Source organism: Pseudomonas sp. GM21 (assembly GCF_000282215.1).
In the GTDB taxonomy this organism is placed as follows: domain Bacteria; phylum Pseudomonadota; class Gammaproteobacteria; order Pseudomonadales; family Pseudomonadaceae; genus Aquipseudomonas.
On the sequence record NZ_AKJS01000070.1, the window covers coordinates 44,923 to 69,556 of the forward strand.

General features: G+C 55.4%; 21 protein-coding genes. 13 read left to right on the plus strand and 8 right to left on the minus strand.

The window, feature by feature from the left end:
• Positions 1-75: 75 nt before the first annotated feature.
• Positions 76-732 (minus strand): alpha/beta hydrolase, encoded by a 657-nt coding sequence (locus PMI22_RS19125; RefSeq protein WP_007944819.1) that lies wholly within the window; start codon positions 730-732, stop codon positions 76-78.
• Positions 733-1,199: 467 nt separating this feature from the next.
• On the opposite strand from PMI22_RS19125, the gene PMI22_RS19120 reads away from it, so the two are divergent.
• The 4 genes from PMI22_RS19120 (at position 1,200) to PMI22_RS19105 (ending at position 5,361) form a co-directional block, all read left to right on the plus strand.
• On the plus strand, positions 1,200-2,231 hold the full coding sequence (locus PMI22_RS19120; RefSeq protein WP_007944820.1) for an amino acid ABC transporter substrate-binding protein: 1,032 nt from the start codon (positions 1,200-1,202) through the stop codon (positions 2,229-2,231).
• Between the two features lie 65 nt (positions 2,232-2,296).
• Positions 2,297-3,478: an amino acid ABC transporter permease gene (locus tag PMI22_RS19115; RefSeq protein WP_007944821.1), complete on the plus strand. Its 1,182-nt coding sequence runs from the start codon at positions 2,297-2,299 to the stop codon at positions 3,476-3,478.
• 10 nt (positions 3,479-3,488) lie between these two features.
• Entirely contained in the window at positions 3,489-4,586 is a 1,098-nt protein-coding gene (locus PMI22_RS19110) for an amino acid ABC transporter permease (protein ID WP_007944822.1), read from the plus strand.
• Between the two features lie 10 nt (positions 4,587-4,596).
• Positions 4,597-5,361 (plus strand): amino acid ABC transporter ATP-binding protein, encoded by a 765-nt coding sequence (locus PMI22_RS19105; RefSeq protein WP_007944823.1) that lies wholly within the window; start codon positions 4,597-4,599, stop codon positions 5,359-5,361.
• A 65-nt stretch (positions 5,362-5,426) separates the two neighbouring features.
• Here the strand turns inward: PMI22_RS19105 and PMI22_RS19100 are convergent, their stop codons facing one another.
• Together PMI22_RS19100 and PMI22_RS19095 are read right to left on the minus strand one after the other, a co-directional pair.
• The gene (locus tag PMI22_RS19100; protein ID WP_007944824.1) at positions 5,427-5,915 is read right to left on the minus strand and encodes a type II toxin-antitoxin system MqsA family antitoxin; all 489 of its coding nucleotides are present in this window, start codon (positions 5,913-5,915) and stop codon (positions 5,427-5,429) included.
• Positions 5,912-6,223 carry a type II toxin-antitoxin system MqsR family toxin gene (locus PMI22_RS19095; protein WP_007944825.1) on the minus strand — a complete coding sequence of 104 codons (312 nt, stop codon included), beginning with the start codon at positions 6,221-6,223 and terminating at the stop codon, positions 5,912-5,914. Before PMI22_RS19095 ends, PMI22_RS19100 begins: the two co-directional genes overlap by 4 nt.
• A gap of 167 nt (positions 6,224-6,390) precedes the next feature.
• On the opposite strand from PMI22_RS19095, the gene PMI22_RS19090 reads away from it, so the two are divergent.
• The 5 genes from PMI22_RS19090 (at position 6,391) to PMI22_RS19070 (ending at position 10,320) form a co-directional block, all read left to right on the plus strand.
• Positions 6,391-7,050 carry a FadR/GntR family transcriptional regulator gene (locus PMI22_RS19090; RefSeq protein WP_007944826.1) on the plus strand — a complete coding sequence of 220 codons (660 nt, stop codon included), beginning with the start codon at positions 6,391-6,393 and terminating at the stop codon, positions 7,048-7,050.
• Positions 7,040-8,350 carry a CynX/NimT family MFS transporter gene (locus PMI22_RS19085; protein ID WP_007944827.1) on the plus strand — a complete coding sequence of 437 codons (1,311 nt, stop codon included), beginning with the start codon at positions 7,040-7,042 and terminating at the stop codon, positions 8,348-8,350. The genes PMI22_RS19090 and PMI22_RS19085 overlap by 11 nt, the downstream gene beginning before the upstream one ends.
• A gap of 115 nt (positions 8,351-8,465) precedes the next feature.
• Entirely contained in the window at positions 8,466-8,936 is a 471-nt protein-coding gene (locus PMI22_RS19080; RefSeq protein ID WP_007944829.1) for a nuclear transport factor 2 family protein, read from the plus strand.
• A gap of 39 nt (positions 8,937-8,975) precedes the next feature.
• Positions 8,976-9,296 carry a GIY-YIG nuclease family protein gene (locus PMI22_RS19075; RefSeq protein ID WP_007944830.1) on the plus strand — a complete coding sequence of 107 codons (321 nt, stop codon included), beginning with the start codon at positions 8,976-8,978 and terminating at the stop codon, positions 9,294-9,296.
• An 88-nt stretch (positions 9,297-9,384) separates the two neighbouring features.
• Positions 9,385-10,320 carry a glutathione S-transferase family protein gene (locus PMI22_RS19070; protein WP_007944831.1) on the plus strand — a complete coding sequence of 312 codons (936 nt, stop codon included), beginning with the start codon at positions 9,385-9,387 and terminating at the stop codon, positions 10,318-10,320.
• Between the two features lie 56 nt (positions 10,321-10,376).
• Here the strand turns inward: PMI22_RS19070 and PMI22_RS19065 are convergent, their stop codons facing one another.
• Together PMI22_RS19065 and yejK are read right to left on the minus strand one after the other, a co-directional pair.
• On the minus strand, positions 10,377-10,727 hold the full coding sequence (locus tag PMI22_RS19065) for a glutaredoxin family protein (RefSeq protein WP_007944832.1): 351 nt from the start codon (positions 10,725-10,727) through the stop codon (positions 10,377-10,379).
• Entirely contained in the window at positions 10,727-11,731 is a 1,005-nt protein-coding gene (gene yejK, locus PMI22_RS19060) for a nucleoid-associated protein YejK (protein ID WP_007944833.1), read from the minus strand. Before yejK ends, PMI22_RS19065 begins: the two co-directional genes overlap by 1 nt.
• Positions 11,732-12,125: 394 nt before the next feature.
• Here yejK and PMI22_RS19055 point away from each other — a divergent pair, with 394 nt between their 5' ends.
• Positions 12,126-12,407, plus strand: coding sequence for an HU family DNA-binding protein (locus PMI22_RS19055; protein WP_007905514.1), 282 nt, complete (start codon positions 12,126-12,128; stop codon positions 12,405-12,407).
• Between the two features lie 213 nt (positions 12,408-12,620).
• On the opposite strand, the gene rlmF is transcribed toward PMI22_RS19055, so the two are convergent.
• The gene (gene rlmF, locus PMI22_RS19050) at positions 12,621-13,643 is read right to left on the minus strand and encodes a 23S rRNA (adenine(1618)-N(6))-methyltransferase RlmF (RefSeq protein WP_007944835.1); all 1,023 of its coding nucleotides are present in this window, start codon (positions 13,641-13,643) and stop codon (positions 12,621-12,623) included.
• A gap of 303 nt (positions 13,644-13,946) precedes the next feature.
• On the opposite strand from rlmF, the gene PMI22_RS0129305 reads away from it, so the two are divergent.
• The gene (locus PMI22_RS0129305; RefSeq protein WP_157214420.1) at positions 13,947-14,276 is read left to right on the plus strand and encodes a hypothetical protein; all 330 of its coding nucleotides are present in this window, start codon (positions 13,947-13,949) and stop codon (positions 14,274-14,276) included.
• A 536-nt stretch (positions 14,277-14,812) separates the two neighbouring features.
• Complete coding sequence (locus PMI22_RS19045; protein WP_007944836.1) at positions 14,813-19,771, plus strand: RHS repeat domain-containing protein; 4,959 nt, start codon at positions 14,813-14,815, stop codon at positions 19,769-19,771.
• Between the two features lie 238 nt (positions 19,772-20,009).
• Here PMI22_RS19045 and PMI22_RS19040 read toward each other — a convergent pair whose 3' ends face one another.
• Positions 20,010-22,856 (minus strand): valine--tRNA ligase, encoded by a 2,847-nt coding sequence (locus PMI22_RS19040; protein WP_007944837.1) that lies wholly within the window; start codon positions 22,854-22,856, stop codon positions 20,010-20,012.
• A 567-nt stretch (positions 22,857-23,423) separates the two neighbouring features.
• Here PMI22_RS19040 and PMI22_RS31335 point away from each other — a divergent pair.
• A complete protein-coding gene (locus PMI22_RS31335) occupies positions 23,424-23,720 on the plus strand; it encodes a hypothetical protein (RefSeq protein ID WP_157214421.1) in 297 nt (98 codons plus the stop codon).
• A gap of 615 nt (positions 23,721-24,335) precedes the next feature.
• On the opposite strand, the gene PMI22_RS0129310 is transcribed toward PMI22_RS31335, so the two are convergent.
• Complete coding sequence (locus PMI22_RS0129310; protein ID WP_033049083.1) at positions 24,336-24,563, minus strand: hypothetical protein; 228 nt, start codon at positions 24,561-24,563, stop codon at positions 24,336-24,338.
• Positions 24,564-24,634: the final 71 nt, after the last annotated feature.

Genomic DNA, 24,634 nt, shown 5'->3' on the forward strand with positions numbered 1-24,634 from the left:
GTACGCCGGCCAGTGTAATGCAAGAATCGGGCGCGGCGTAGTGGGATGATCAATGGGCTGCGTTTGGCATCACGGTTAACGCAAACGCTCGGCAAGCCAGACGCCGATGTCGCGAATCTCTTCGGGTAACACTTCGTGGCCCATTGGGTATTCTTGCCATGTCACGGTGACACCACGTTGCTTCAAATACTCGTAAGCGCTGCGGCCCATGGAGTTCTGAACCACATCATCGTATTGACCGTGCAAAGACAGCACCGGAATACGCTGCTGGCTGGCTGAAAGTTCGAGTTCATCGCTGAACGTGGGCGCGTAGGTGGAGAGGGCAAGTACGCCACCCAACGGCCCCTGCCATTTCAGGAACGCGGTGTGTAATACCACGGCTCCACCTTGGGAAAAGCCTGCGAGAAAAATTCGCGAAGCGTCTATTTCGCTGGATCGCTGCTCTTCGATCAGCTCTGTGAGCATGTTTGCCGACTCTTCCAGCTGCTCGCGACTGATCGCGCGTGCCGGGCTCATGGCCAATATGTCGTACCAGCTCGGCATCTCGTAACCACCGTTAATGGTGACTGCGCGGGTGGGCGCCTGAGGCAGAACGAAGCGGGTGGTCAGCAGGCTTTCCTGCAAAATTTCCGCCACGGGCAGAAAGTCGTAGCGGTCGGCGCCCAGGCCGTGCAGCCAGATTACGCAGGCGTCTACGGGCTTGCCGGGCTGAAGAATCAGGGGCTGGGTCATGGGTGCTCCATTGTTGTGCGTGCGCGCTCAATCAGTGCGTGATCCGAGTGCGCCGTCAGTTGATCAGTTAATTAGATGTCGCAAGGTTACAAGTTTTGCTATTGACCTGCTTCGCATTTGCTTTGGCGAGCGGTCTGGTACGGGCTTTGCTAATAAGAAGCGGTGCAACCCATCTCGCGCCCTGCGGTAACACTATCAGTGTACTGCTGGTCGCGGGATAGCAAAGAATCCGGTGATGGATGTTCGCCAGTGGCCGTTACGGGCTTCGCGAACGTGAAAGGGCTACAGCCCGTTCGGCCGATTGGTGAGAAGTGAGTTATCCATGATGTGGATGTTCTCCTAACTAGACTCATAGCGCAGGTCCGACGTCGGTTGACCCCAAAAAAAGCCAAAACGGGTTGATTACGCCTCAAAAGGGTGCGACAGGACTCAGCTCCGACACAACAAGAGCAAAACTGGAGGTTTGAATGAAGATGTTGAAATCCACCCTGGCTATCGTGACTGCAGCCGCAGTACTCGGTATCAGCGGGTTCGCTCAGGCGGGTGCAACCCTGGATGCAGTGCAGAAAAAAGGTTTCGTACAGTGTGGTGTGAGTGACGGTCTGCCGGGCTTCTCGGTTCCGGACTCCACGGGCAAGATCGTCGGTATCGATGCTGACTATTGCCGTGCTGTAGCGGCGGCCATTTTCGGCGACGCGACCAAAGTCAAATTCAGTCAGTTGAACGCCAAAGAGCGTTTCACCGCGCTGCAGTCGGGCGAAATCGACATTCTGTCGCGCAACACCACCATGACCAGCTCCCGTGACTCGGGCATGGGCCTGAAGTTTCCTGGCTTTATCACCTACTACGACGGCATCGGCTTCCTGGTTAACAACAAGCTGGGCGTCAAGAGTGCCAAGGAACTGGACGGTGCTACCATCTGCATCCAGGCCGGTACCACCACCGAGCTGAACGTTTCCGACTACTTCCGCGGTAACGGTCTGAAATACACCCCGATCACTTTCGACACCTCCGACGAAAGCGCCAAGTCGCTGGAATCCGGTCGTTGCGACGTTCTGACTTCCGACAAGTCCCAGCTGTTTGCCCAGCGCAGCAAGCTGGCCTCGCCGAAGGATTACGTGGTACTGCCGGAAACCATCTCCAAGGAGCCGCTGGGCCCGGTCGTGCGTAATGGCGACGACGAGTGGCTGGCCATCGCGCGCTGGGTTGGCTACGCCATGCTCAACGCTGAGGAGGCCGGCATCACTTCGAAAAACGTCGAAGCTGAAGCCAAGTCCACCAAGAACCCTGACGTTGCCCGTCTGCTGGGTACCGATGGTGAATACGGCAAAGACCTGAAAGTGAAAAAGGACTGGGTCGTCCAGATCGTCAAACAAGTCGGCAACTATGGCGAAGTGTTCGAGAAAAACCTCGGCAAGAACACTCCGCTGGAAATCGACCGCGGGCTGAACGCCTTGTGGAGCGCTGGCGGCATTCAATACGCACCACCAGTGCGCTGATGGTTCTATCACCCGGCGGGCCAACCGCCGGGTGATGTTCTGTTCCATTACATCCGGGGCACTTCATGCAAAATTCAATCGGCGCACCAAAGCAGAGGCTCAGCCTCAGCGATCCTAAAGTGCGTGCGTGGGTATTTCAGATCATCACCATTGTGGCGGTGGTCTCGATGGGCTGGTATCTGTTCGACAACACACAGACCAACCTTCAACACCGGGGCATTACCTCCGGTTTCGACTTTCTGGAGCGCAGTGCCGGTTTCGGCATCGCTCAAACCCTGATCGACTACACCGAATCGGACAGCTATGCCCGGGTGTTTGTCATCGGCCTGCTCAATACGTTGCTGGTGACCTTCATCGGCGTAATCCTGGCGACGATCCTCGGGTTTATCGTCGGGGTGTCACGACTGTCCAAGAACTGGATCATCGCCAAGCTGGCAACTGTTTATGTGGAAGTCTTCCGCAATATTCCGCCACTGCTGCAAATCCTGTTCTGGTACTTCGCGGTATTCCTGACCATGCCGGGGCCGCGCAACAGCCATAACTTCGGCGACACCTTCTTCGTCAGCAGTCGCGGCCTGAACATGCCCGCAGCATTGATCGCGGACGGTTTCTGGCCGTTTGTGGTCAGCATCGTTGTGGCCATTGTCGCCATCGTGCTGATGAGCCGTTGGGCGACCAAACGCTTCGAAGCGACGGGCGTGCCGTTCCACAAGTTCTGGGTCGGCCTGGCGCTGTTTCTGGTGATTCCTGCGCTGTGCGCTTTGATCTTCGGCGCGCCTGTGCATTGGGAGATGCCGCAGCTCAAGGGTTTCAACTTCGTCGGTGGCTGGGTGCTGATCCCGGAACTGCTGGCATTGACCCTGGCCTTGACGGTGTACACCGCGGCATTCATCGCCGAGATCGTGCGCTCGGGCATCAAGTCGGTCAGCCACGGCCAGACCGAAGCGGCGCACTCGCTCGGCCTGCGCAACGGTCCGACCCTGCGCAAGGTCATCATCCCGCAAGCCCTGCGCGTGATTATTCCACCGCTCACCAGCCAATACCTGAACCTGGCGAAGAACTCCTCGCTGGCGGCCGGTATCGGTTATCCGGAAATGGTTTCGTTGTTTGCCGGTACGGTGCTGAACCAGACCGGGCAGGCGATCGAGGTGATTGCGATCACCATGAGCGTGTACCTGGCGATCAGTATCAGCATTTCCCTGCTGATGAACTGGTACAACAAGCGCATTGCGCTGATCGAGCGGTAAGGAAAAGCGCATGAGCACTCATACTTTCAAACCTGACATGCCGCCACCGAACCGCAGTATCGGTGTCGTGGCGTGGATGCGCGCCAACATGTTCTCCAGCTGGATCAACACCCTGCTGACCCTGTTTGCGTTCTACCTGATTTACCTGGTTATCCCGCCGATCCTGCACTGGGCAATCCTTGATGCCAACTGGGTTGGCACCAGCCAGGCTGACTGCACCAAGGAGGGCGCCTGCTGGGTGTTCATCCAGCAGCGTTTTGGTCAGTTCATGTACGGCTACTACCCGCCGGAACTACGCTGGCGCGTGGACCTGACCGTGTGGCTGGCAGTCATTGGCGTGGCGCCCCTGTTCATCTCGCGTTTTCACCATAAAGCGGTGTATGGCCTGAGCTTCCTGGTGCTGTACCCGATCATTTCGTGGTGCCTGCTGCACGGTGGCGTATTGGGCTTGAGCACCGTGGCGACCAGCCAATGGGGCGGCCTGATGCTGACCCTGGTGATCGCGACGGTCGGTATCGCTGGCGCTCTGCCGCTGGGTATTGTCTTGGCATTGGGCCGTCGTTCGAACATGCCGGCTATTCGTGTGGTCTGCGTGACCTTTATCGAATTCTGGCGCGGCGTGCCGTTGATCACGGTGCTGTTCATGTCTTCGGTGATGTTGCCGTTGTTCCTGCCCGAAGGCATGAACTTCGACAAATTGTTGCGGGCGCTGATCGGCGTGATCCTGTTCCAGTCGGCCTACGTGGCCGAAGTGGTGCGCGGTGGTCTGCAAGCGATTCCGAAAGGTCAATACGAAGCCGCAGCCGCGATGGGCCTCGGTTACTGGCGCAGCATGGGCCTGGTGATTCTGCCGCAAGCCCTGAAGCTGGTGATCCCAGGCATCGTCAACACCTTCATTGCGCTGTTCAAGGACACAAGCCTGGTGATCATCATCGGCCTGTTCGACCTGCTCAACAGCGTCAAACAAGCCGCCGCCGACCCGAAATGGTTGGGCATGGCCACTGAAGGCTACGTGTTCGCGGCCCTGGTGTTCTGGATTTTCTGTTTTGGTATGTCCCGCTATTCCATGCATTTGGAACGCAAGCTGGATACTGGCCACAAGCGTTAGGAGTTTTGTGATGAGTGAAGCAATCAAAAAGCCTGTGAGCCCTGAAGGCATTATTCAGATGCAGGGCGTCAACAAGTGGTACGGCCAGTTCCACGTCTTGAAAGACATCAACCTGAACGTCAAGCAGGGCGAGCGTATCGTGTTGTGCGGCCCGTCGGGTTCCGGCAAGTCCACCACCATCCGTTGCCTCAACCGGCTGGAAGAACACCAGCAGGGGCGCATCGTGGTCGACGGCGTGGAGCTGACCAACGACCTCAAGCAGATCGAATCGGTCCGCCGTGAAGTCGGCATGGTGTTCCAGCACTTCAACCTGTTCCCGCACCTGACCATCCTGCAGAACTGCACACTGGCGCCGATGTGGGTACGCAAAATGCCCAAGCGTCAGGCTGAGGAAATCGCCATGCACTACCTGGAGCGCGTACGCATTCCGGAGCAGGCGCATAAATTCCCGGGGCAACTGTCCGGTGGTCAGCAGCAGCGTGTGGCGATTGCCCGCGCGCTGTGCATGAAGCCGAAAATCATGCTGTTCGACGAACCGACTTCGGCGCTCGACCCCGAGATGGTGAAAGAGGTGCTGGACACCATGATCGGCTTGGCGGAAGACGGCATGACCATGCTCTGCGTGACGCACGAAATGGGCTTTGCCCGCACCGTGGCCAACCGTGTGATCTTCATGGACAAGGGTGAAATCGTCGAACAAGCGGCGCCGAACGACTTCTTCGATAACCCGCAGAACGAGCGGACCAAGATGTTCCTGAGCCAGATTCTGCATTGATCGAAGCTTGGCGGTGAAATAAACCCGGACAATGTTCCGGGTTTATTTTTGGCTGAGATTTGAGGTCAGGACGCTAGTACAGTTTCCTGCTCCGGGAAGCGTGCCGCCAGCAATCTCTTCAAGTCGGAACCTTCGTTCATGGCTTGTATTTCAGCCAGCAGGTGAGGATGCCGATCCAGCAGGCACATCAGCGTAAACAACGCTTGAGGAGGTGGAATTTCGCCGCGCTCGTAGCGGGAAAAAGCGTTGTGACCCGCGCCCGACAGCAATTTAACAGCGTCTTTTTGTGTGAGATGCAGTTTACGGCGGATACGTTTCATCTCCGCAGCCATCACTTGGAAGTAGTTTTCAAGCAATTGATCGCTGGCGTCGGAGTAGCGCTCGGCGCTGTCGGTGTCGTGATCAAATTCGATTTCTCCGCAGACCTGGCATTCCCATCCGACGATGTCGTGCACCAGCCGAGCTACCTGTTTGTAGTCGACAGTGAGCGTGCGTCCTTCAAAGTGATGCATACCGTTGTGAGTGCCACAACTGACGCATTGTTGAGTTTTCATTGATTCTTCTCCTTGAAGGAGATCACCGGATGCCCACCGCCGGGGCGGTAAGTCACTTTGATGTAAATCTCCCGATGCTGGAATGTTGTGTGGTACACGTCCTGCCAAACCCGATGATCGCCATAGGTAGTCATCGACTTGTGCAGCATCCGGTACTCCAGCAGGTAAATAATTTGAAGCATCTGACGGATGCTCAAGGACATTTTTCGGCCGCCTTCCCGAGCGGTCATTGTGAATGCTTTGCTTCCCATCCTGCGGACTTCTGCCTTGACCACCGCCAAGTCGTAATGGGGTGTGTTCTTTTCCATAAGAAGCCAAAAACCCTATCCCTTAAATTACCCTTAAAGGGTAATTTTGACCAATCGAAAATCCCGCTCCTTTTCCTGCCCTTAGACGGTAGGTGGTTGCCGTCCTACATGAAGCTGACTAACATGTCAGAAAATTCATCCTATGATTGGATGAAAGGGCGAATCCTATGTCAGACATTTCTCCATTGACCAAGCGATCCTTGGTCGACCAGGCGCTTGACCAACTGCGCCGGCGCATTAACGACGGCGTCTGGGTCGTCGGCCAGCGCTTGCCTACCGAGCCGGAACTGGCGACCGAGTTGGGCATCAGCCGCAACACCGTGCGCGAAGCCATGCGGGTGTTGGCATTTTCCGGGTTGATCGACATCCGTCAGGGCGACGGCAGCTACCTGCGAGCCGTGATTGATCCGCTGGACACCCTGAAAGCGTTGTCCCGGTGTTCCCACGAGCAGGCCCGTGAGACACGGCACATCCTTGAAGTCGAAGCCATCGGACTTGCGGCGTTGCGCCGAACCGAGGAAGACCTGGTGGCCTTGCGCGAAGCGCTCGGGGTCAGCGGCAGCCACTATCACGGCGATCTCGACAGTTACATCGCCTGCGACCTGGTGTTCCACCGTCGTCTGGTGGATGCCGCGCACAACCCGACGCTCAGCGAGCTGTATCGCTATTTCTCCAGCGTCGTCGGCGCGCAATTGCGCCAGACCTTGAATATCACCCCGCGACGCCAGGAAGTATTCGACCTGCACATCGAACTGCTGGATGCCGTCGAGCAACGGGACCCGGAACGGGCCAAAGCCCTGTCGAGGCAATTGATCAATGAACCTTGAAACCGAGAAGTCCATGCCCAGTAGCGATCGCGACCTCATTCACCCCAAGCGCACGGCGGAACTCGAAGAGCTGCTGATCGATGCCGAGGCCGATGACGAACAGGTCCAGCAGAGCCACCCGATCCTGCGTCGGCCATGGCTGTTGTTACTGGGGCTGATCCTCGTGGCGTTGAACCTGCGCCCGGCACTGTCGAGCATGGCGCCGATGCTCAGCGAGATCTCGAAGACCCTCGGTCTGTCGGCTGCGCAAGCCGGTTTGCTGACGACATTGCCGGTCTTGTGCCTTGGCTTGTTCGCGCCATTGGCGCCGGTGCTGGCGCGCCGTTTTGGCGCAGAGCGGGTGGTGTTGGGGATTCTGCTGACGCTGGCGGGCGGAATCATTTTGCGCAGCTCGTTTGGCGAGGTCGGCTTGTTTGCCGGTAGCGTGCTGGCGGGTGCGAGCATCGGTGTGATCGGTGTGTTGTTGCCGGGCATCGTCAAGCGCGACTTCCCGAAGCAGGCCGGCACCATGACTGGTGTCTACACCATGGCGTTGTGTTTGGGGGCCGCGATGGCAGCCGGCGCAACCGTGCCGTTGAGTGAACATTTCGACAAGAGCTGGGCTATGGGCCTGGGCTTCTGGGTACTGCCGGCGCTGGTCGCGGCGATCTTCTGGTTGCCGCAAGTGGGTGGACAGAAGCACGGCACACACAACGTCGCTTACCGCGTTCGCGGACTGCTGCGCGATCCGCTGGCCTGGCAAGTGACCTTGTACATGGGCCTGCAATCGTCCCTGGCCTACATCGTATTTGGCTGGTTGCCGTCGATCCTGATTGGTCGCGGTCTGACACCGACTCAGGCTGGTCTGGTGTTGTCCGGTTCGGTGATCGTCCAGTTGGCCAGTTCGCTCGTGGCGCCTTGGCTGGCGACACGCGGCAAGGATCAGCGGTTGGCCATTGTCGTGGTCATGGTGTTGACCCTCGGCGGTCTGTTCGGCTGTCTTTATGCGCCGATTGAAGGCCTGTGGGGCTGGGCGATTCTGCTGGGTCTGGGGCAGGGCGCTACGTTCAGTCTGGCGTTGACCCTGATCGTGCTGCGTTCGCGCGATTCTCATGTCGCGGCCAACCTGTCGAGCATGGCCCAGGGTTTCGGCTACACCCTGGCATCGATGGGGCCGTTCGCGGTCGGTATCGTGCATGACTGGACTGGCGGCTGGACGGCGGTGGGCTGGATCTTCGGCGTGATCGGCCTCAGTGCGATCATCGCCGGCCTCGGCGCCGGGCGTTCGCTGTACGTTCAGGTCGAAAGCGAAAAGGTCTGATGCCTCCCGCACTGTCGGTATTCGGCCCACGAATGCCGATAGTGTTTCGCACCGTGGCAGACTATCGTGCAGACCATCTTACGAAGTCATTTTTGCAAGCACAGGGAGTCTGCCCATGAGTGATGCCCACAGCGAATTGATCACCCGGTTTTACCAGGCTTTCCAGCGCCTGGATGCCGAGGCCATGAGCGCCTGCTACACCGACGATGTGGTGTTCAGTGATCCAGCGTTCGGCGAACTGCGCGGCCGCGATGCCGGCGACATGTGGCGCATGCTCACGACCCGGGCCAAGGATTTTTCACTGACTTTCGACAACGTGCGATCTGACGAGCGCGCCGGCGGCGCTCACTGGGTTGCCACCTATCTGTTCAGCCAGACCGGCAACACCGTGGTCAACGACATTCAGGCACGTTTCGTGTTTCGCGATGGCAAGATTTGCGAACATCACGACAGCTTTGATCTGTGGACCTGGTCCCGTCAGGCACTGGGTCTTAAAGGGTTGGTTCTGGGATGGACGCCCCTGGTCAGAAACGCCGTTCGCGCTCAGGCTCTGAAGGGGCTGAAGGCATTCCAGGCCAGTCGCTGATAAGATCGCGGCTTGTTTCCTACAAGCCTTGATCGTCACGTGAGCACCCTGAACGAATCTTCCGACATTGCCGCCGAAGCGACGCTGCCCGCCAGCAAACCCTGGTTCGTCTACCTCGTGCGCGCGGCCAATGGCTCGCTCTACTGCGGGATCAGCGACGATCCCGTGCGTCGCTTCGCTACTCACAAGAGCGGCAAGGGGGCGCGGTTTTTCCTTTCCAGCCCCGCCGTGGCGCTCGTCTACACGGAAATCTGCCGCGACAAAAGTGAAGCGCTGCGTCAGGAGCGACTGATCAAAAAACTCAAAAAAAGCGCCAAGGAATGTCTGGTCGCGAGTGCCGCTGTGGGCTTATCAACCTGACTGATAAGCGTCCATCAGGTAGATCTGTAGGCCGCTTGCTGATTGCGCGTTAAGCTGCGGATTCCTAATCCGTGCGGCGGAGCCGAGCATGTCCGAGTTGATTCTTCATCATTACCCGACGTCCCCTTTTGCTGAAAAGGCTCGCCTGCTGTTGGGTTTCAAAGGGCTGTCCTGGCGCTCGGTGAAAATCTCGCCGGTGATGCCCAAACCCGATCTGACCGCCTTGACCGGTGGCTACCGCAAGACGCCGGTGTTGCAGATTGGCGCGGATATTTACTGTGACACGTCACTGATCGCCCGTCGCCTTGAGCAGGAAAAAGCCCTGCCCGCGTTCTTCCCGGAAGGTCAGGAAATGATTGCTGCGACTTTCGCGGCCTGGGCTGATTCGGTCGTGTTCCAGCATGCGGTCAGTCTGGTATTTCAGCCGGAATCGATCGCGGTGCGTTTCGGCCATTTGCCACCGGAAGCGATCAAGGCGTTCCTCGTCGACCGCGCTGGCCTGTTCAGCGGTGGCAGCGCTACCAAGTTGTCCACCGAGCAGGCGAAGCATCAATGGCCGACGATCATGGCGCGTCTGGAGCAGCAACTTCAGCGTGAGCAGGGTGACTTTTTGTTCGGCGAACCATCGATTGCCGACTTTGCCCTGGCTCATCCAATGTGGTTCCTGAAAGCAACGCCGGTCACTTCACCGCTGGTTGATGCCTATCCGGCTGTTTCGGCCTGGTTTGGGCGGGTGATGGGCTTCGGTCATGGTGCGTCGAGCGAGATGACGTCCGAGGAGGCGCTGGAGGTGGCGCGTAATGCCACGCCAGCCAGGTTGCCGGACGAACAGTTCGACGAGCCGAATGGTTTTGAGACTGGCCAGCAGGTGGTGATCTCCGCCACTGATTATGGTGTTGACCCGGTGGCGGGCGAGTTGCTGTTTGCGGGCACCGAAGAACTGATTCTGCGCCGTGAAGACGAGCGCGGCGGTGTGGTGCATGTGCACTTTCCACGCTTTGGATTCCGCATCGAAAAACACTGATGCCCATACTCTTGTGGTGAGAGGGCAAGGCTCCCTCACCACAAGGGTTGTATGAATTATTTCAGTGCGGCGAGGATGGCGTCCGGGTCATACCCGCGAATCAGCGTGCCGTTCACGTCGATGATCGGAATCCCTCCACCACCCAGCGCGTCATAAGCCGTGCGCGCCTCGGTGTCTTTCTCGATATCGAATTCCTTGTACGGAATGCCTTTCTGATCGAGAAAGCGCCGGGTCAGTTTGCAGTAACCGCACCAGTCAGTGGCATAGAGCACGACGTTGGCCTTGGCCTGTGTCTGCTCCGACACCACTAGCGAAGGGTTGAACACCCGCTCGATCTTGCCCCAGTTCTGATAAACCACGACCACCAGCAAGATCAGCAGGAATTTTTTGAGGATGCCGTTGAGCATCAGTTGCGTCGCTTGAGCTGATCGGTCAACTGCGTCGGCAGGCCCTTGATGATCAGCGTGCCGGCTTCTTCGTCGTACTCGATCTTCGAACCCAGCAGGTGCGCTTCAAAGCTGATGGACAGGCCTTCCGCACGACCGGTGAAGCGACGGAATTGATTCAGGGTGCGCTTGTCCGCCGGAATTTCCGGAGACAGGCCGTAATCCTTGTTGCGGATGTGATCGTAGAACGCTTTCGGGCGCTCTTCGTCGATCAGCTCCGAGAGTTCTTCCAGGCCCATGGGCTCGCCGAGCTTGGCCTGACTGCTGGCGTAATCCACCAGGGTCTTGGTTTTCTCGCGGGCGGACTCTTCCGGCAGGTCTTCACTTTCTACGAAGTCGCTGAAAGCCTTGAGCAGGGTGCGGGTTTCGCCAGGGCCGTCGACACCTTCCTGGCAGCCGATGAAGTCGCGGAAATACTCCGACACCTTCTTGCCGTTTTTGCCTTTGATGAACGAAATGTACTGCTTGGACTGCTTGTTGTTTTGCCACTCGGACACGTTGATTCGCGCCGCCAGGTGCAACTGGCCCAAATCCAGGTGCCGGGACGGGGTGACATCCAGCTGATCGGTCACTGCAACGCCTTCACTGTGGTGCAGGAGGGCGATCGCCAGGTAATCGGTCATGCCTTGCTGGTAATGCGCGAATAGCACGTGGCCGCCCACTGAGAGGTTCGACTCTTCCATCAGCTTTTGCAGATGTTCCACCGCTACCCGGCTGAAGGCCGTGAAGTCCTTGCCGCCCTCGAAGTATTCCTTCAGCCAGCCGCTGAACGGGTGCGCCCCGGATTCGGCATGGAAAAAACCCCAGGCCTTGCCTTGTTTGGCGTTATAGCTTTCGTTGAGGTCGGCCAGCATGTTCTCGATGGCGCTCGACTCGGCCAGTTCGGAGTCGCGGGCGTGAAGAACTGCGGGCGTGCCGTCGGGTTTTTTGTCGATCAGGTGGACGATGCAATGACGGATCGGCATGGGCTTCTCGGCTGATTGAAGAGAGGAGGGCGTGCTCCCCGAAAAAGTGCCCAGTGTACCGTATCCACTGGTTTGGGCGCGGCATGAAGGGCAAATCCGGGGCGACCGGCGGCGCTTATGCGCTTTTTTCCCGTTTTAGAGCAATAAAGCTGACCAAATGGGTAGCTAGAGGCGGATATTTCCCCGTCGCTGTGCTAGTTTTGCCCGGTCTTACGCGAAGTCACTGCGTTAAGCGTGCATTCAGCATTTGTCAGGTCGAACCAAACCCTGATTTCGGCATCTATAACCCCGATCCAGTGGTTATTGGCCGAGGGTGCCAGATCCAGAAGATCGGGCTCGATGGCTGACACTGCACTCTGCAATCCATATGAATTTGATAGGGAAGGAACACTACATGGCTCTTACTAAAGACCAACTGATCGCCGACATCGCTGAAGCTATCGACGCGCCAAAAACCACCGCGCGTAACGCTCTGGACCAACTGGGCCAAATCGTTGCTGATCAGCTGGAAAACGGCGGCGAAATCACTCTGCCAGGTATCGGCAAACTGAAAGTGACTGAGCGTCCTGCCCGTACTGGCCGTAACCCTTCGACTGGCGCTGCCATCGAAATCGCTGCCAAGAAAGTTATCAAGCTGGTTGTGGCCAAAGGCCTGACCGACGCTGTTAACAAGTAAGACTTGTTATAAAAAAACCGTGCTCCGGAGCAATCCGGGCACGGTTTTTTTGTGTCTGTGATTTACTACCAACAGCGCTAAACCAATGTGGGAGCGAGCCTGCTCGCGAAAGCGATCTGACATTCAGCATCAATGTCAGCTGGGACGGCCCCTTCGTCGGAACGCCGCCCGGAGCCGGCTCGCTCCCACAGTTGATTTGTGTCGGTCAGTTACTCAGCTTTTTTTAACCCAGCGTTCGCGCCAGACTTTTTGCTCGGATTTGGTCTGGAACGTCCAGGCGACGAAGCGGCTTTGCTTCTGGCCTTGGGACATTTCCACCACCTGGCTTTCCAGCACGCCAGCCTTTTTGAGGGCTGTCTGGATCGCAGGCAGGTTAGAAGCTTTCGACACCAGGGTGCTGAACCACAGCACTTTGTGCTGGAAACTCGCACTTTCGGCGATCAACTGCGTCACAAACCGCGCTTCGCCACCTTCACACCACAACTCCGCCGATTGGCCGCCGAAGTTCAGCACCGGCAGTTTGCGTTTCGGGTCGGCACGGCCCAGGGCGCGCCATTTACGCTCGCTGCCCTTGGTCGCTTCGTCCATCGAGGCGTGGAACGGCGGGTTGCACATGGTCAGGTCAAAGCGCTCGCCCGGTTCCAGCAGGCCCAGCAGGATGTGCTTGGGATTGCTTTGCTGGCGCAACTGGATGGCTTTGTTCAACCCGTTGGACTGCACAATGGCTTTGGCGGCGGCGACGGCCGTAGGGTCGATTTCCGAACCGAGGAAGTGCCAGCGGTAGTCGCTGTAGCCTATCAACGGATAGACGCAGTTGGCGCCCATGCCGATGTCAAGCACCTTGACCGGCGCGCCACGAGGGATTTCACCGTCATTGACGCTGGCCAGCAGGTCGGCGAGGAAGTGCACGTAATCGGCACGTCCCGGAACCGGCGGGCAGAGGTAATCAGCCGGGATGTCCCAATGCGCGATGCCGTAAAACGACTTGAGCAACGCCCGGTTGAACACACGTACCGCGTCGGGGCTGGCGAAGTCGATGCTTTCCTTGCCGTACGGATTGATGATCACGAACTTCGCCAGTTCCGGCGTGGTTTTGATCAGCGCGGGGAAGTCGTAGCGACCCTGATGGCGGTTGCGCGGGTGCAGGCTGGCCTCTTTTCGCGGCGCGACGGGGTTGGCCGTGGCTGCTGTTTTAGGCTTCTTGCGCGAAGGTTCAGGCGTGGTAGGGGCGGTCATGTTGATTCTGGTGTTGGCTCAAAGTGGCGGTCATTGTCACACATTCATTGTTCTGAAACTGCTTTTCATGCGCGCTTTCTCGCCGCCTTCAGTAACGCGTGAATTTTATGTGAATAGGTTCTGAATTTTTTTTGTTATTTCGAATTGTTCTGTACGAACTAGTACTTTTGACAGTGGGCGCGCCTTGATGTCTCAACTATTATCGAGCGCAGAACAAGTTTTTTGTTCTGGTCAATGATGGTGAATTATACGCCATCTTTAAAGTTGGTATTTTTGTTGCGCGATATATATGAGGATACAAACATGAAGACAGTGCGTGTAGAAATTTATGCCCTTTCGGAAAATGACAGGAAGCGACTAATTCTGACGGATTATGAGAATGCAGGAGAGACTCTTTATAATTTGCTTGGGCACGACTGCGGAGTTGCACTTCCTCAGGGGGATATTACCAACGGTACGACCATCACGGTTGCGGCTGCTGGCGGGGGGATATATGTAGCTGGGAATAATGTCGAACCTTCCGAAGTTCCTGTCGGTCAGGGAGGCTCGGCGAAGTTTATTTATGATAGGTCTTCTGTAAAATGGAAAGTTGTATCAAATACTTCTGCAGCTAGCGGTGTGGTCAGTATCTAGTTTGAATTTTATAGCCAGATAGGAAATCCAAAGCTTGATCTAACAGTTGCCGGATTTTTGGTTGTAGTTGTCAGGTCAAGCTTTCGCGGTTAACAAAGCTTCGGAATGAGATCAACTTTTTCGGTAGCTCAATACGTTCTGGTTACGTGCACTGTCGCGGGTGCTATCACCCCTGGCGCTCTTTCTGGTGGGCAGCGGAATATCGCTCCTTCAAGCACGTCATGAATGAAGTGGTTTAACGACTGATCGATGGCGTTGTTTATGCTGGTCAACTGATCGGCCGGATCTAGTAGTAGGCATGATTTTTCACGATGTTCATTTTTATGTGGGGCAAAACCGTTACTGTTTCTTGAGATCAAGTAACTAAGAAGGTTATTAAATATGCGCGATTTTTATTCCTGGTTGGCGCTCAGGCTAAGGGTGTGGCTCTCGCTGCTAAGTATCTGAATATCGGCAAGCCAATTTAAAATCGCCATATTGTCAATATTTCACAAATATCCCCGGAACTGGGGTGAATGAATAACCAGAGGTGAGTCATGGAACATAACATCATGGGCATCGACCCTAGCGATTCGCAGAACCACGCGATTTTTAATGCCACCACTCAAAAGCGAAACACAGTTGACCCGCGAACAGGTTTGTTTGAAGTGTATGTGCCGTTACCGTCGGTGACCGGTAATACGGGTGCCGGGCCGGTGGTGGATATGAGCCTTTTCTACACCCCGGTAGTCAACAACGCGGCGGCCCTGGGAGACGGTTGGTCCTTCGCCTTTACCCATTACTATGAAAAAAACCAGCAGTTGACGTTGCACTCGGGCGAAGTGCTACGTGTGGAAAACAAGGATCTGGAGCAGCCAGCCGTCATTGTCACCTGGGATCAGGGAATACTGACGGTACTACGCCGGGATGGCAGGGCCGAAGTTCTGAAACAGCTGGGTGATACCCAGATTTATATGCCAGAAACGCTGACGACCGATGGTTACAACTTTCTGACACTGAGCTGGATTGCGACAGCTCATGTGATAGGCGAGAGCACTCACCATCAAATTAAATTGACACAAATCAAGGATGCTTTACGTGTTCTGCTCAAGGCGGAATACACCCCGGCATCAGTCGAAATCAACTTCTGGCCCGACGATGCCTCTGAAAAACTGAGCTTCAATCTTGCCCTTGAGGATTATGCGCTTAAATCAGTGACCGCTGCGAATGGCACAACATGTACCTTCGGTTATCAGGATCATGCCACCTGCGGTTGGTTGTTGAACGAGTTCAACAGTTTTGAAGGTCTTAAAGAAACAGTCGCCTATGAAGACGTCGGACTGGCGTTTGACGATAACCCCAAGTTGTCAACGCTTCCCAGTGTTCGCTCCCATACGTTGACACCGCGCGGAAGCACGACAGAGGTTAAAACTTATTACTCCTATGATCGTCTTGATTCTAAAAGTTACGCCACCACGGTTTGGTTGGGTGCCTCGGGAGTCTCCCCGACCCCAGAGCAGGTAGCTGATAACTCAATTCGCGAGACTGTTTATAAGTACGATGATCGCCATGAATTGTTCCAGGAGACGACGACGCAAGAGAGGGCTTCAGTCACAACGAAATATACGACGAGCTTATTTAACGAGTCAGTGCGCTCAACGATAGTCACGTATCAGAAAGATAATAAAACTCGTAAAAAAACAGTGTCGAGCAAGTTTGGCGGCAACGCGGAAATTCTTTCGAATTCTCAGTGTGGTGAATGCTCAGAGTGGTATCACTCCGACTCTATTTACCAAGCGCTTAGCAGGGCGCGAACAGTCTATGGGATTTTGCTGGGGGAAAACGCCGGGGAATTGGGTTCAAGCAATGGAGATTACAATGATTACAACCTTGTATTGGGTTTTCAGGAAGGCGCGGTTGGTAAAAAAAAGCTTGATCGTGCGCCCGGTGATTTTTTTTCAAAGTACCTTGAAGCTGAAGTGATTCAAAAAGGCATTAGTGCCGAAACATCGTTTTCTCTTCCTGAGAAGGAGTATCAATGGTTTGGGCGGCAGTATAAAACGATAAAGGATTGTACAGCTTTCAAATATTATAATTACAAACATATCTGGGGGCTGAGCGAAAAAAAGATCACCTATGTTTTACAAATGATTAATGCTGCCCAAGACATGACGAAGGCTGCCTTTGTTGGTCAGCAGATCGAATACTTCGAGGATGATGACTTTCGCAAAGGGCGTCAGCGGAAAGTTACCCTGGATTCCGCGGAAAGTAAGGGTGAATTATTGGGGATCGGTGAGCCTGCACGCACCTTCGACTATACCCTGGAGGGCACCGAACTCACTACCACGACCACAAAAACCGACGCACAAGGGCATACGCGTACCTCTTCAGAGACTCACAGCATTTTGAGTGGCCGTCTGATTCGTCAGGTCGATGAAGACGGCAATCGGGCCGACTATAGCTACGATACCTACGGTCGATTGTCCACTCACACTACGTGTGCACAAAGCCCCACTTACCAGCAGACCACCACCTATGCCTACCCATCCCCCGAGCGCTTGGAAGTAACAGAGCCCAATGGCTTGAAACGCGCCAGCGAACATGATGGTCAGGGCAATCTGGTCAAGGAGTATTTGCAAACACCTGAATGGGCCGAATGGCGTCTGGTTCTGGAGGTCAGCTATGACAAGCTGGGCCGCGAGTTGCGCACAACTCGCCATGATTACTTGGCCGACGGCACCCAAGTCAGCGAGTGGCACGAACTGAAGTACGACACCTGGAATGAGGAATGCGGTCGTCTGTACAGCGATGGCCTGGAAACATTCAACATTTACGACCCTGTGGCCATGACCCGGACGGAATGGACCGGAGGCGCGGCTGACAAACATGCCAAGGTCACGAGTTACAACGACGATGAAACCGTTGCCAAGGTCGAGTGGAAAAATGCGGTCGGTACGGTTTATCAATCCCAGACTGCCACCTATACCCCTGCCGGGCAGGTCTCGCAGCTGCAGACCACCACAGAGTTCGGGATTATCACTATCACGTATACCTACGATGGTTTCGGACGCTTGTTGAGTGAGCAACACTCGGAGAAAGGTAAGGCGCAAGGTGCCGCGGCACTCACTTATACCTACCGCTACCAGTACCCCCTGCACTGGCTGATCAGTGAGGCCAAGCAGATCGACATTGAGTTTGATGGGGTAACAAGGACATTGGGTAAACGCGTCTTCGACAGTTGGGGGCGGGTGAGTTCGTTTTCCCGAGGCAGTTCTACCGAAACTTTCACGTACGATGGCGCAAGTAATGTCCCTAGCTCGAAAAAAACCGCCGAGGACACAACGCTGAACTTTGAATACATCAAGGAACTAGGCAATCGCTTGAGTAAAGTGAGCGCAGCGGCTGGTACCGAGAAGAGTTTTACCTACGCCTATGGTGCGCAACTCACCTCAACGGCAGGCGAGGGTGAGCGGTTGTTGAAATATGATCACGATCTCAACACTCGATTAAGCAAGCAGCGAGCGCAAACGCAGGCAACTAAAGAGGCTCAAGCATCGCTCGCTAAAGAAGCCCAATGCACCTATTCATTCGGCGGGCGCTTGCTCAGTGAAGTGGATGTACAGGGTAATGAGATCAAGTACGACTATAACAATCTTGGGCAACGGCAGAAGACAGAAAGCAGCGACCTGAATACCACGCATGCCTACAATTCTTTTGGACGTTTGAAGGAGGAAATCATTACGCAGGGCCAGACGAGTCTCACAGTGAGCTACGACTACGATCCTCAACAGCGCGAAATCTGCCGCAGCTTCAAGCTTGGCGACAAGGTTGACCTGACGTTGCATCGTTTCTACAACTTCAATAACAGCTTAAACACGATCCAGCTGAAAAAAGGTAGCGAAGTTCTGGGCTCGCGTGTTCTGGACTACACGGAGGGTGGGCGGCTCGCCTCTTGCACAACCACCGGTGTATGGCGGCCGAAAAACCCGCAGAACAAAGACATCGACAGTCAGACGTTCACCTACGATGCGCTAGGGAACATCACTAAGTGTGTTACCCAATTCGGGACAGGAAGCTGCGAGAGCACCTACACCTACGATGATAAAAATGGCTGTCGTCTTGAAAGAGTTGCGCATAGCCATTCGGACTATCCCCATCCTTGGACCCTAGTCTATGACGGCGCAGGGCGGGTGACCAAAGACCAGAAAGGTACAACCTATAGCTATGACTGGTTGGGACGGATGACGCAGGCGGGGTCGAGGCATTTTACCTACGACCCCATGGACCGCTTAATGATCTGCAGCAAAGGGGAGGAGCAACGTCAGATCATCTATTCCGGGCTTCAGGTGCGCGGCGAGTATCACCTCAGTGAAGCAGGCACCGGCCGACATCTGTCCCCCGGTAGTGCTGCGTGTACCGTGCAGCTGGTCAGGCGTTCAGGGGTAGACAGGACCTTGTTAGAACTGCGCGATGCCGAGGGATCAGTATTGGTCAGCTGCGACGTGCAGGCAGAAACGATAAAGCATCATGCCTATACCGCCTATGGCGAACACTCATCCGACGAAAAAGACTCGTTACTGGGTTTCAACGGCGAGTACCGTGACGCTGACAACGATCAGTACCCACTGGGTCAGGGATATCGCTGGTATGACCCGGACAGCCGGCGCTTCAATAGTCAGGATAGCCTCAGCCCCTTCGGTTTGGGCGGCCATCACGCCTATGGGTACTGCAACGGAGACCCCGCCAATGTGCAAGACCCCAGCGGCCACGTCGGTTCCGGCGCGGTGAGCGAGGGATTACGCCGTCATTGGGGTGATCGCACGCCTGCTCCACTCAGCTTGGGCAAGCACGGGGCGTTGATCAGTACGATAATTTGGTCGGGCATTGGTGTGATGACTGCCTTAATGACCGGGGGGGCCTCATTGTTGCTGACAGCTGCCTTGGTCGGACTGGCTATTGCTGCGGCTGCCACCGCCATAACTGCCGTGGTCATTGCCGATACAAATCCCCAGCTGGCATCGATTTTGGGCTGGGTGTCACTAGGGTTGACGGTCTTTGGTGGCGTGGCGACATTGCTCAAGAAAGTCGGGCAATTTGCTCTTTACCTGGCCCGCTCCGGCATGGCCGTGGCCAGGAACCTCATCCATAAAGCTACGTCTAGCATGGTACCTACCCTGAGGCAGTTAAGATTGTTCAATGGTTACGCAAAATTGTATGCGCAGCCTGCTCAGCTCATTAAAAGCGGTATAAATGGACTGGATAAAACCGTCAGAAATCTGGTTGACGATGCGCTCCATCCGATCAAAAACTTCCCCTTCGATGGCAAGTCCTTGATAAGGGAGGGAGGAGCCGCTCAGCTCTTTAACGTCGGTGATTTGAATACGGTCATTTGCTTCGTCACTGGCGTGCTCGCGAATGCCGGGGTGTTTGAGTCTGACCGGGACAATTTCATCAATGGAAACATCAATAACGCCACATGGCTGGCTTGGGGGGAATTCAATATAGGGCGCCGTTGATTTAGACACTTAAGTCGTCGGCGTATGGTTCGTCGACAACCTGGGGGCGCTCGTCTTGGGCGAGTGCTCCCACAGTGCCGAATTTGCGTAGGGCGTGACTACAGACGTCTTGTCCCGTCTAAGCGAGGATTATATTTAGCCGGGCGTTATGAAGTTCCAATCTTCGAATTCTCAGATCAGAAGCAAAAAATGCCAGTCAACTTAGCTGACTGGCATTTTCCTTTACGCCATTACCCTTTTACAAACTGGCAATCCGCGCATGCTGCTCAGCCAACTTGCCCAAAGCCTGTTCAGCTTCAGCCAGTTTGGCGCGTTCTTTCTCGATGACTTCAGCCGGGGCCTTGTCCACGAAACCGGCGTTCGACAGCTTGCCACCGACGCGCTGAACTTCACCTTGCAGACGCTGGATTTCCTTGTCCAGACGCGCCAGTTCCGCACCTTTGTCTATGAGGCCGGCCATTGGCACCAGCACTTCCATCTCGCCAACCAGTGCCGTGGCGGACAGTGGTGCTTCTTCGCCGGCAGCTAACACCGTGATCGATTCGAGGCGAGCCAGCTTCTTCAGCAAGGCTTCGTTCTCGGTGAGACGACGCTGATCTTCAGTGCTGACGTTCTTCAGGTAAATCGGCAGGGGTTTGCCAGGGCCAATGTTCATTTCGCCACGGATGTTACGCGTGCCGAGCATCAGTTCCTTGAGCCATTCGATGTCGTCTTCGGCGGCCGGATCGATGCGCTCTTCATTGGCCACTGGCCAAGGTTGCAGCATGATCGTCTTGCCTTCGATACCGGCCAGCGGCGCGATGCGCTGCCAGATTTCTTCGGTGATGAACGGCATGAACGGGTGCGCCAGACGCAGCGCAACTTCCAGCACGCGAACCAGCGTACGGCGGGTGCCGCGCTGACGTTCGACCGGCGCGTTTTCGTCCCACAGCACAGGCTTGGACAGTTCCAGGTACCAGTCGCAATACTGGTTCCAGATGAACTCGTACAAGGCTTGTGCCGCCAGGTCGAAACGGAACTGGTCGAGTTGACGGGTCACTTCGGCTTCGGTGCGTTGCAGTTGCGAGATGATCCAGCGATCCGCCAGGGACAGCTCGTAGGCTTCGCCGTTTTGGCCACAGTCTTCGCCCTTGTCCAGAACATAACGCGCGGCGTTCCAGATCTTGTTGCAGAAGTTGCGATAGCCTTCAACGCGGCCCATGTCGAACTTGATGTCACGGCCGGTGGACGCCAGCGAGCAGAAGGTGAAGCGCAGGGCGTCGGTGCCATAGCTGGCGATACCGTCGGCGAACTCGTCGCGGGTCTGCTTCTCGATCTTCTTCGCCAGTTTTGGCTGCATCAGGCCGGACGTGCGTTTCTGCACCAGTTCTTCCAGTTCGATGCCGTCGATGATGTCCAGCGGGTCCAGGACGTTGCCCTTGGACTTGGACATCTTCTGGCCTTGGCCATCACGCACCAGACCGTGCACATAAACGGTCTTGAATGGAACCTGCGGCGTGCCGTCTTCGTTTTTCACCAAGTGCATGGTGAGCATGATCATCCGGGCGACCCAGAAGAAAATGATGTCGAAACCGGTCACCAGCACGTCGGTGGAGTGGAATTTCTTCAGGAATTCGGTCTGCTCAGGCCAGCCAAGCGTGGAGAATGTCCACAAGCCCGAACTGAACCAGGTATCGAGAACGTCGTTGTCCTGCTGCAGCGCAACGTCCGGGCCGAGGTTGTTCTTGGCACGCACTTCGGCTTCGTCGCGACCGACGTAGACCTTGCCCGACTCGTCGTACCAGGCCGGAATCCGGTGGCCCCACCACAACTGACGGCTGATGCACCAATCCTGGATGTCGCGCATCCACGAGAAGTACATGTTTTCGTATTGCTTGGGTACGAACTGGATGCGGCCGTCTTCTACGGCAGCAATCGCGGGTTCGGCCAATGGTTTGGTCGATACGTACCACTGGTCGGTCAGCCACGGTTCGATGATTGTGCCGGAGCGGTCGCCTTTCGGCACTTTCAGCGCGTGATCATTGACGCTGACTAGCAGGCCGGCGGCGTCGAACGCAGCAACAATCTGCTTGCGGGCTTCGAAACGGTCGAGGCCGGCGTATTCGGCCGGGATCTTGCCGTCGATGCTTTCGTTCAAGGTGCCGTCGAGGTTGAACACCTGGCAGGCCGGCAGTACGGCGGCGTTCTTGTCGAAGATGTTCAGCAGAGGCAGGTTGTGGCGTTTGCCGACTTCGTAGTCGTTGAAATCGTGGGCCGGGGTGATTTTCACGCAGCCGGTGCCGAATTCAGGGTCGCAGTAATCGTCGGCGATGATCGGGATGCGGCGGCCGACCAGCGGCAGCTCGACAAATTTGCCGATCAGGGCTTTGTAGCGTTCATCGTTCGGGTTAACCGCCACGGCGGCGTCGCCGAGCATGGTTTCCGGACGAGTGGTCGCGACGATCAGGTAGTCATTGCCTTCAGCGGTTTTTACGCCGTCGGCCAGCGGATACTTGAGGTTCCACAGGAAACCCTTCTCGTCGTGGTTTTCCACTTCAAGGTCGGAAATCGCTGTGTGCAGCTTGGTGTCCCAGTTGACCAGACGCTTGCCGCGGTAGATCAGGCCGTCTTCGTGCAGGCGCACGAAGGCTTCTTTTACGGATTCCGAGAGGCCGTCATCCATGGTGAAGCGCTCACGGCTCCAGTCTACGGACGAGCCGAGGCGACGGATCTGACGGCTGATGTTGCCGCCGGATTCATCCTTCCATTCCCAGATTTTCTCCAGGAATTTCTCGCGACCCAAGTCGTGGCGGCTCTGGCCTTTGGCTTCGAGTTGGCGTTCCACCAGCATTTGCGTGGCGATACCTGCGTGGTCGGTGCCCGGCTGCCACAGGGTGTTGCGACCCTGCATGCGGCGGAAACGGATCAGGGCGTCCATGATCGCGTTGTTAAAACCGTGACCCATGTGCAGGCTGCCAGTGACGTTCGGCGGCGGGATCATGATGGTGTAGGACTCGCCCGCGCCTTGCGGGGCGAAGTAATTCTCTGACTCCCAGGTGTTGTACCAGGAAGTTTCAATGGCGTGCGGCTGGTAGGTCTTATCCATGCGCGGCGGGACCCTATTGGCATTTATTCAGGAAAAGCCGGCAAGTATAGCGGGGCATGGGGCGCAGGGCGAGTGACGCAACGCCCCGCCGGCAATCCCTTCATCGGGCATTCTGTCTGTGCATGATTTTATTTTCTGGCGGGTCGTAGAGAAGAGTTTGGAGAACGGTGAGATGAGTTTGTTATAAAACGAAGTGCACCTATTCTTTATTTTTATATTGAACTGTAATTTAGAATAGGGCCATAAAATTGCAGATTTGAAGTGGTGTCCAAAGTAAATGGCTGTTTTTAAAGGCGACTGAGCGGATGGCGCGTCTGATTATAAGTATTGCTGGATTTGATGTTTAAAGGTGGTTGGTTAATTGATTTTGTCAACTGTCATTTATAGCAGTTGATGTCGTATTTCTGGGTTGCTATGGTTGTTGAACTTTCGAGTCAGATGAGTCGGGAGTTAAAATAAACTATATTGGTGCAAAAAAACATTTCGCATAAGTGGCCGTTTTTAGCATGAGCGAGTTCATGCTTGTGATGAATGTTATTGATGCCCGGTCTATAAAAGGTATTTAAGATGAGCAATTCAGGTGTTTTGTATGAAATAAATATTTATGACGATTATGCGGCAGAGCAAGGAGTGAAATTGCCAAGCACGAGTAAGGTTACGCCGGCTGCAAATAGGATTGTTGTAAAAAACCTCACGATCAAATTTTCGAAAGTCATTAATGTTGACGGTACAGAGACTCAAATTTCAGGGGGGAACAATCTGGAGTTTACCGCAGCCAAAGGGGACGCTAAGTGGCGCCTTTCGTCTAACAATACGTATAACCCGGAAAGTGGTGTAGCAAGCGTTCCTCCTCCTAGTTGGTAGGATTAATGATCAAATTGTACGCATATAGAAGGCGTTTATTTAATGGGGAGACTTTGGTCTCCCCTTTTTTCGGTTGTTAATTGGAGTGTTTCAGGTTTTTTACAGTTGGCGCTTTGTATGGCTGGTTTTCGATGTCAGCCCGCCTCGGGCACTTAGAGTGCGCATAATACTATCGTCACTTCAAGCGCATTTTCCGATGATGTTGATACTTTTTAACTGGTCTCCTATATCGATGGGAAAGGCCTGGTGATCATCGGTTTTTGTCCACCTTTTTGAGTGATTTCTGCAGGTATCTATTATGCATGTACGGTCAGTATGACACTCGTCCAGCCCGATACCCGCTCGCCCGCCGCGTTGAACCCAATCCCCATATTTGTTGACTGTTAGCTTGCCGAAAAAATACTGCCGTGTGTTTTATATACATAAACAATGGCGTGCGCGGCGTCCTGGACCTTGAGCGAGGGGGGAGGGAAGTCACCGTGGTGGGAGCGCGATAGCGTAAGAGGTAGTCATTGTGAGTGTCCTATGATTAGGATTAGATGTGCCTTCATCGACCTGTATCAGCGAAAAGGCACTCTTGTTTTTTGTTCGATAGAGCATTTCACGAACAGTTGGTTAGCTTGAAACATTGAAGTCGACGATTTCCCAAGGGGAAACCTCTGTCCCGTTTTCAACCTGTGCCGTGGCTGCGGAGAAGTTGCCGGCTGCGAGCTGCTGGGTTACCTGAAGTTCCCAACTGCCATCAGGCCGGACATAGGCGGTGCCCAGTTCCAGCCCGCCACCGGAGCGAGCCACGCGCAACTTGGTGTTGGGGGCTGCCGTGCCTTTGATCCAGAACGGCACCGAGACGGTTGTCGGGCGTCGGTTGGCTGATGATGGGTTTGCTGCCGTAGGGCATGGCTGTACTGCCGTTG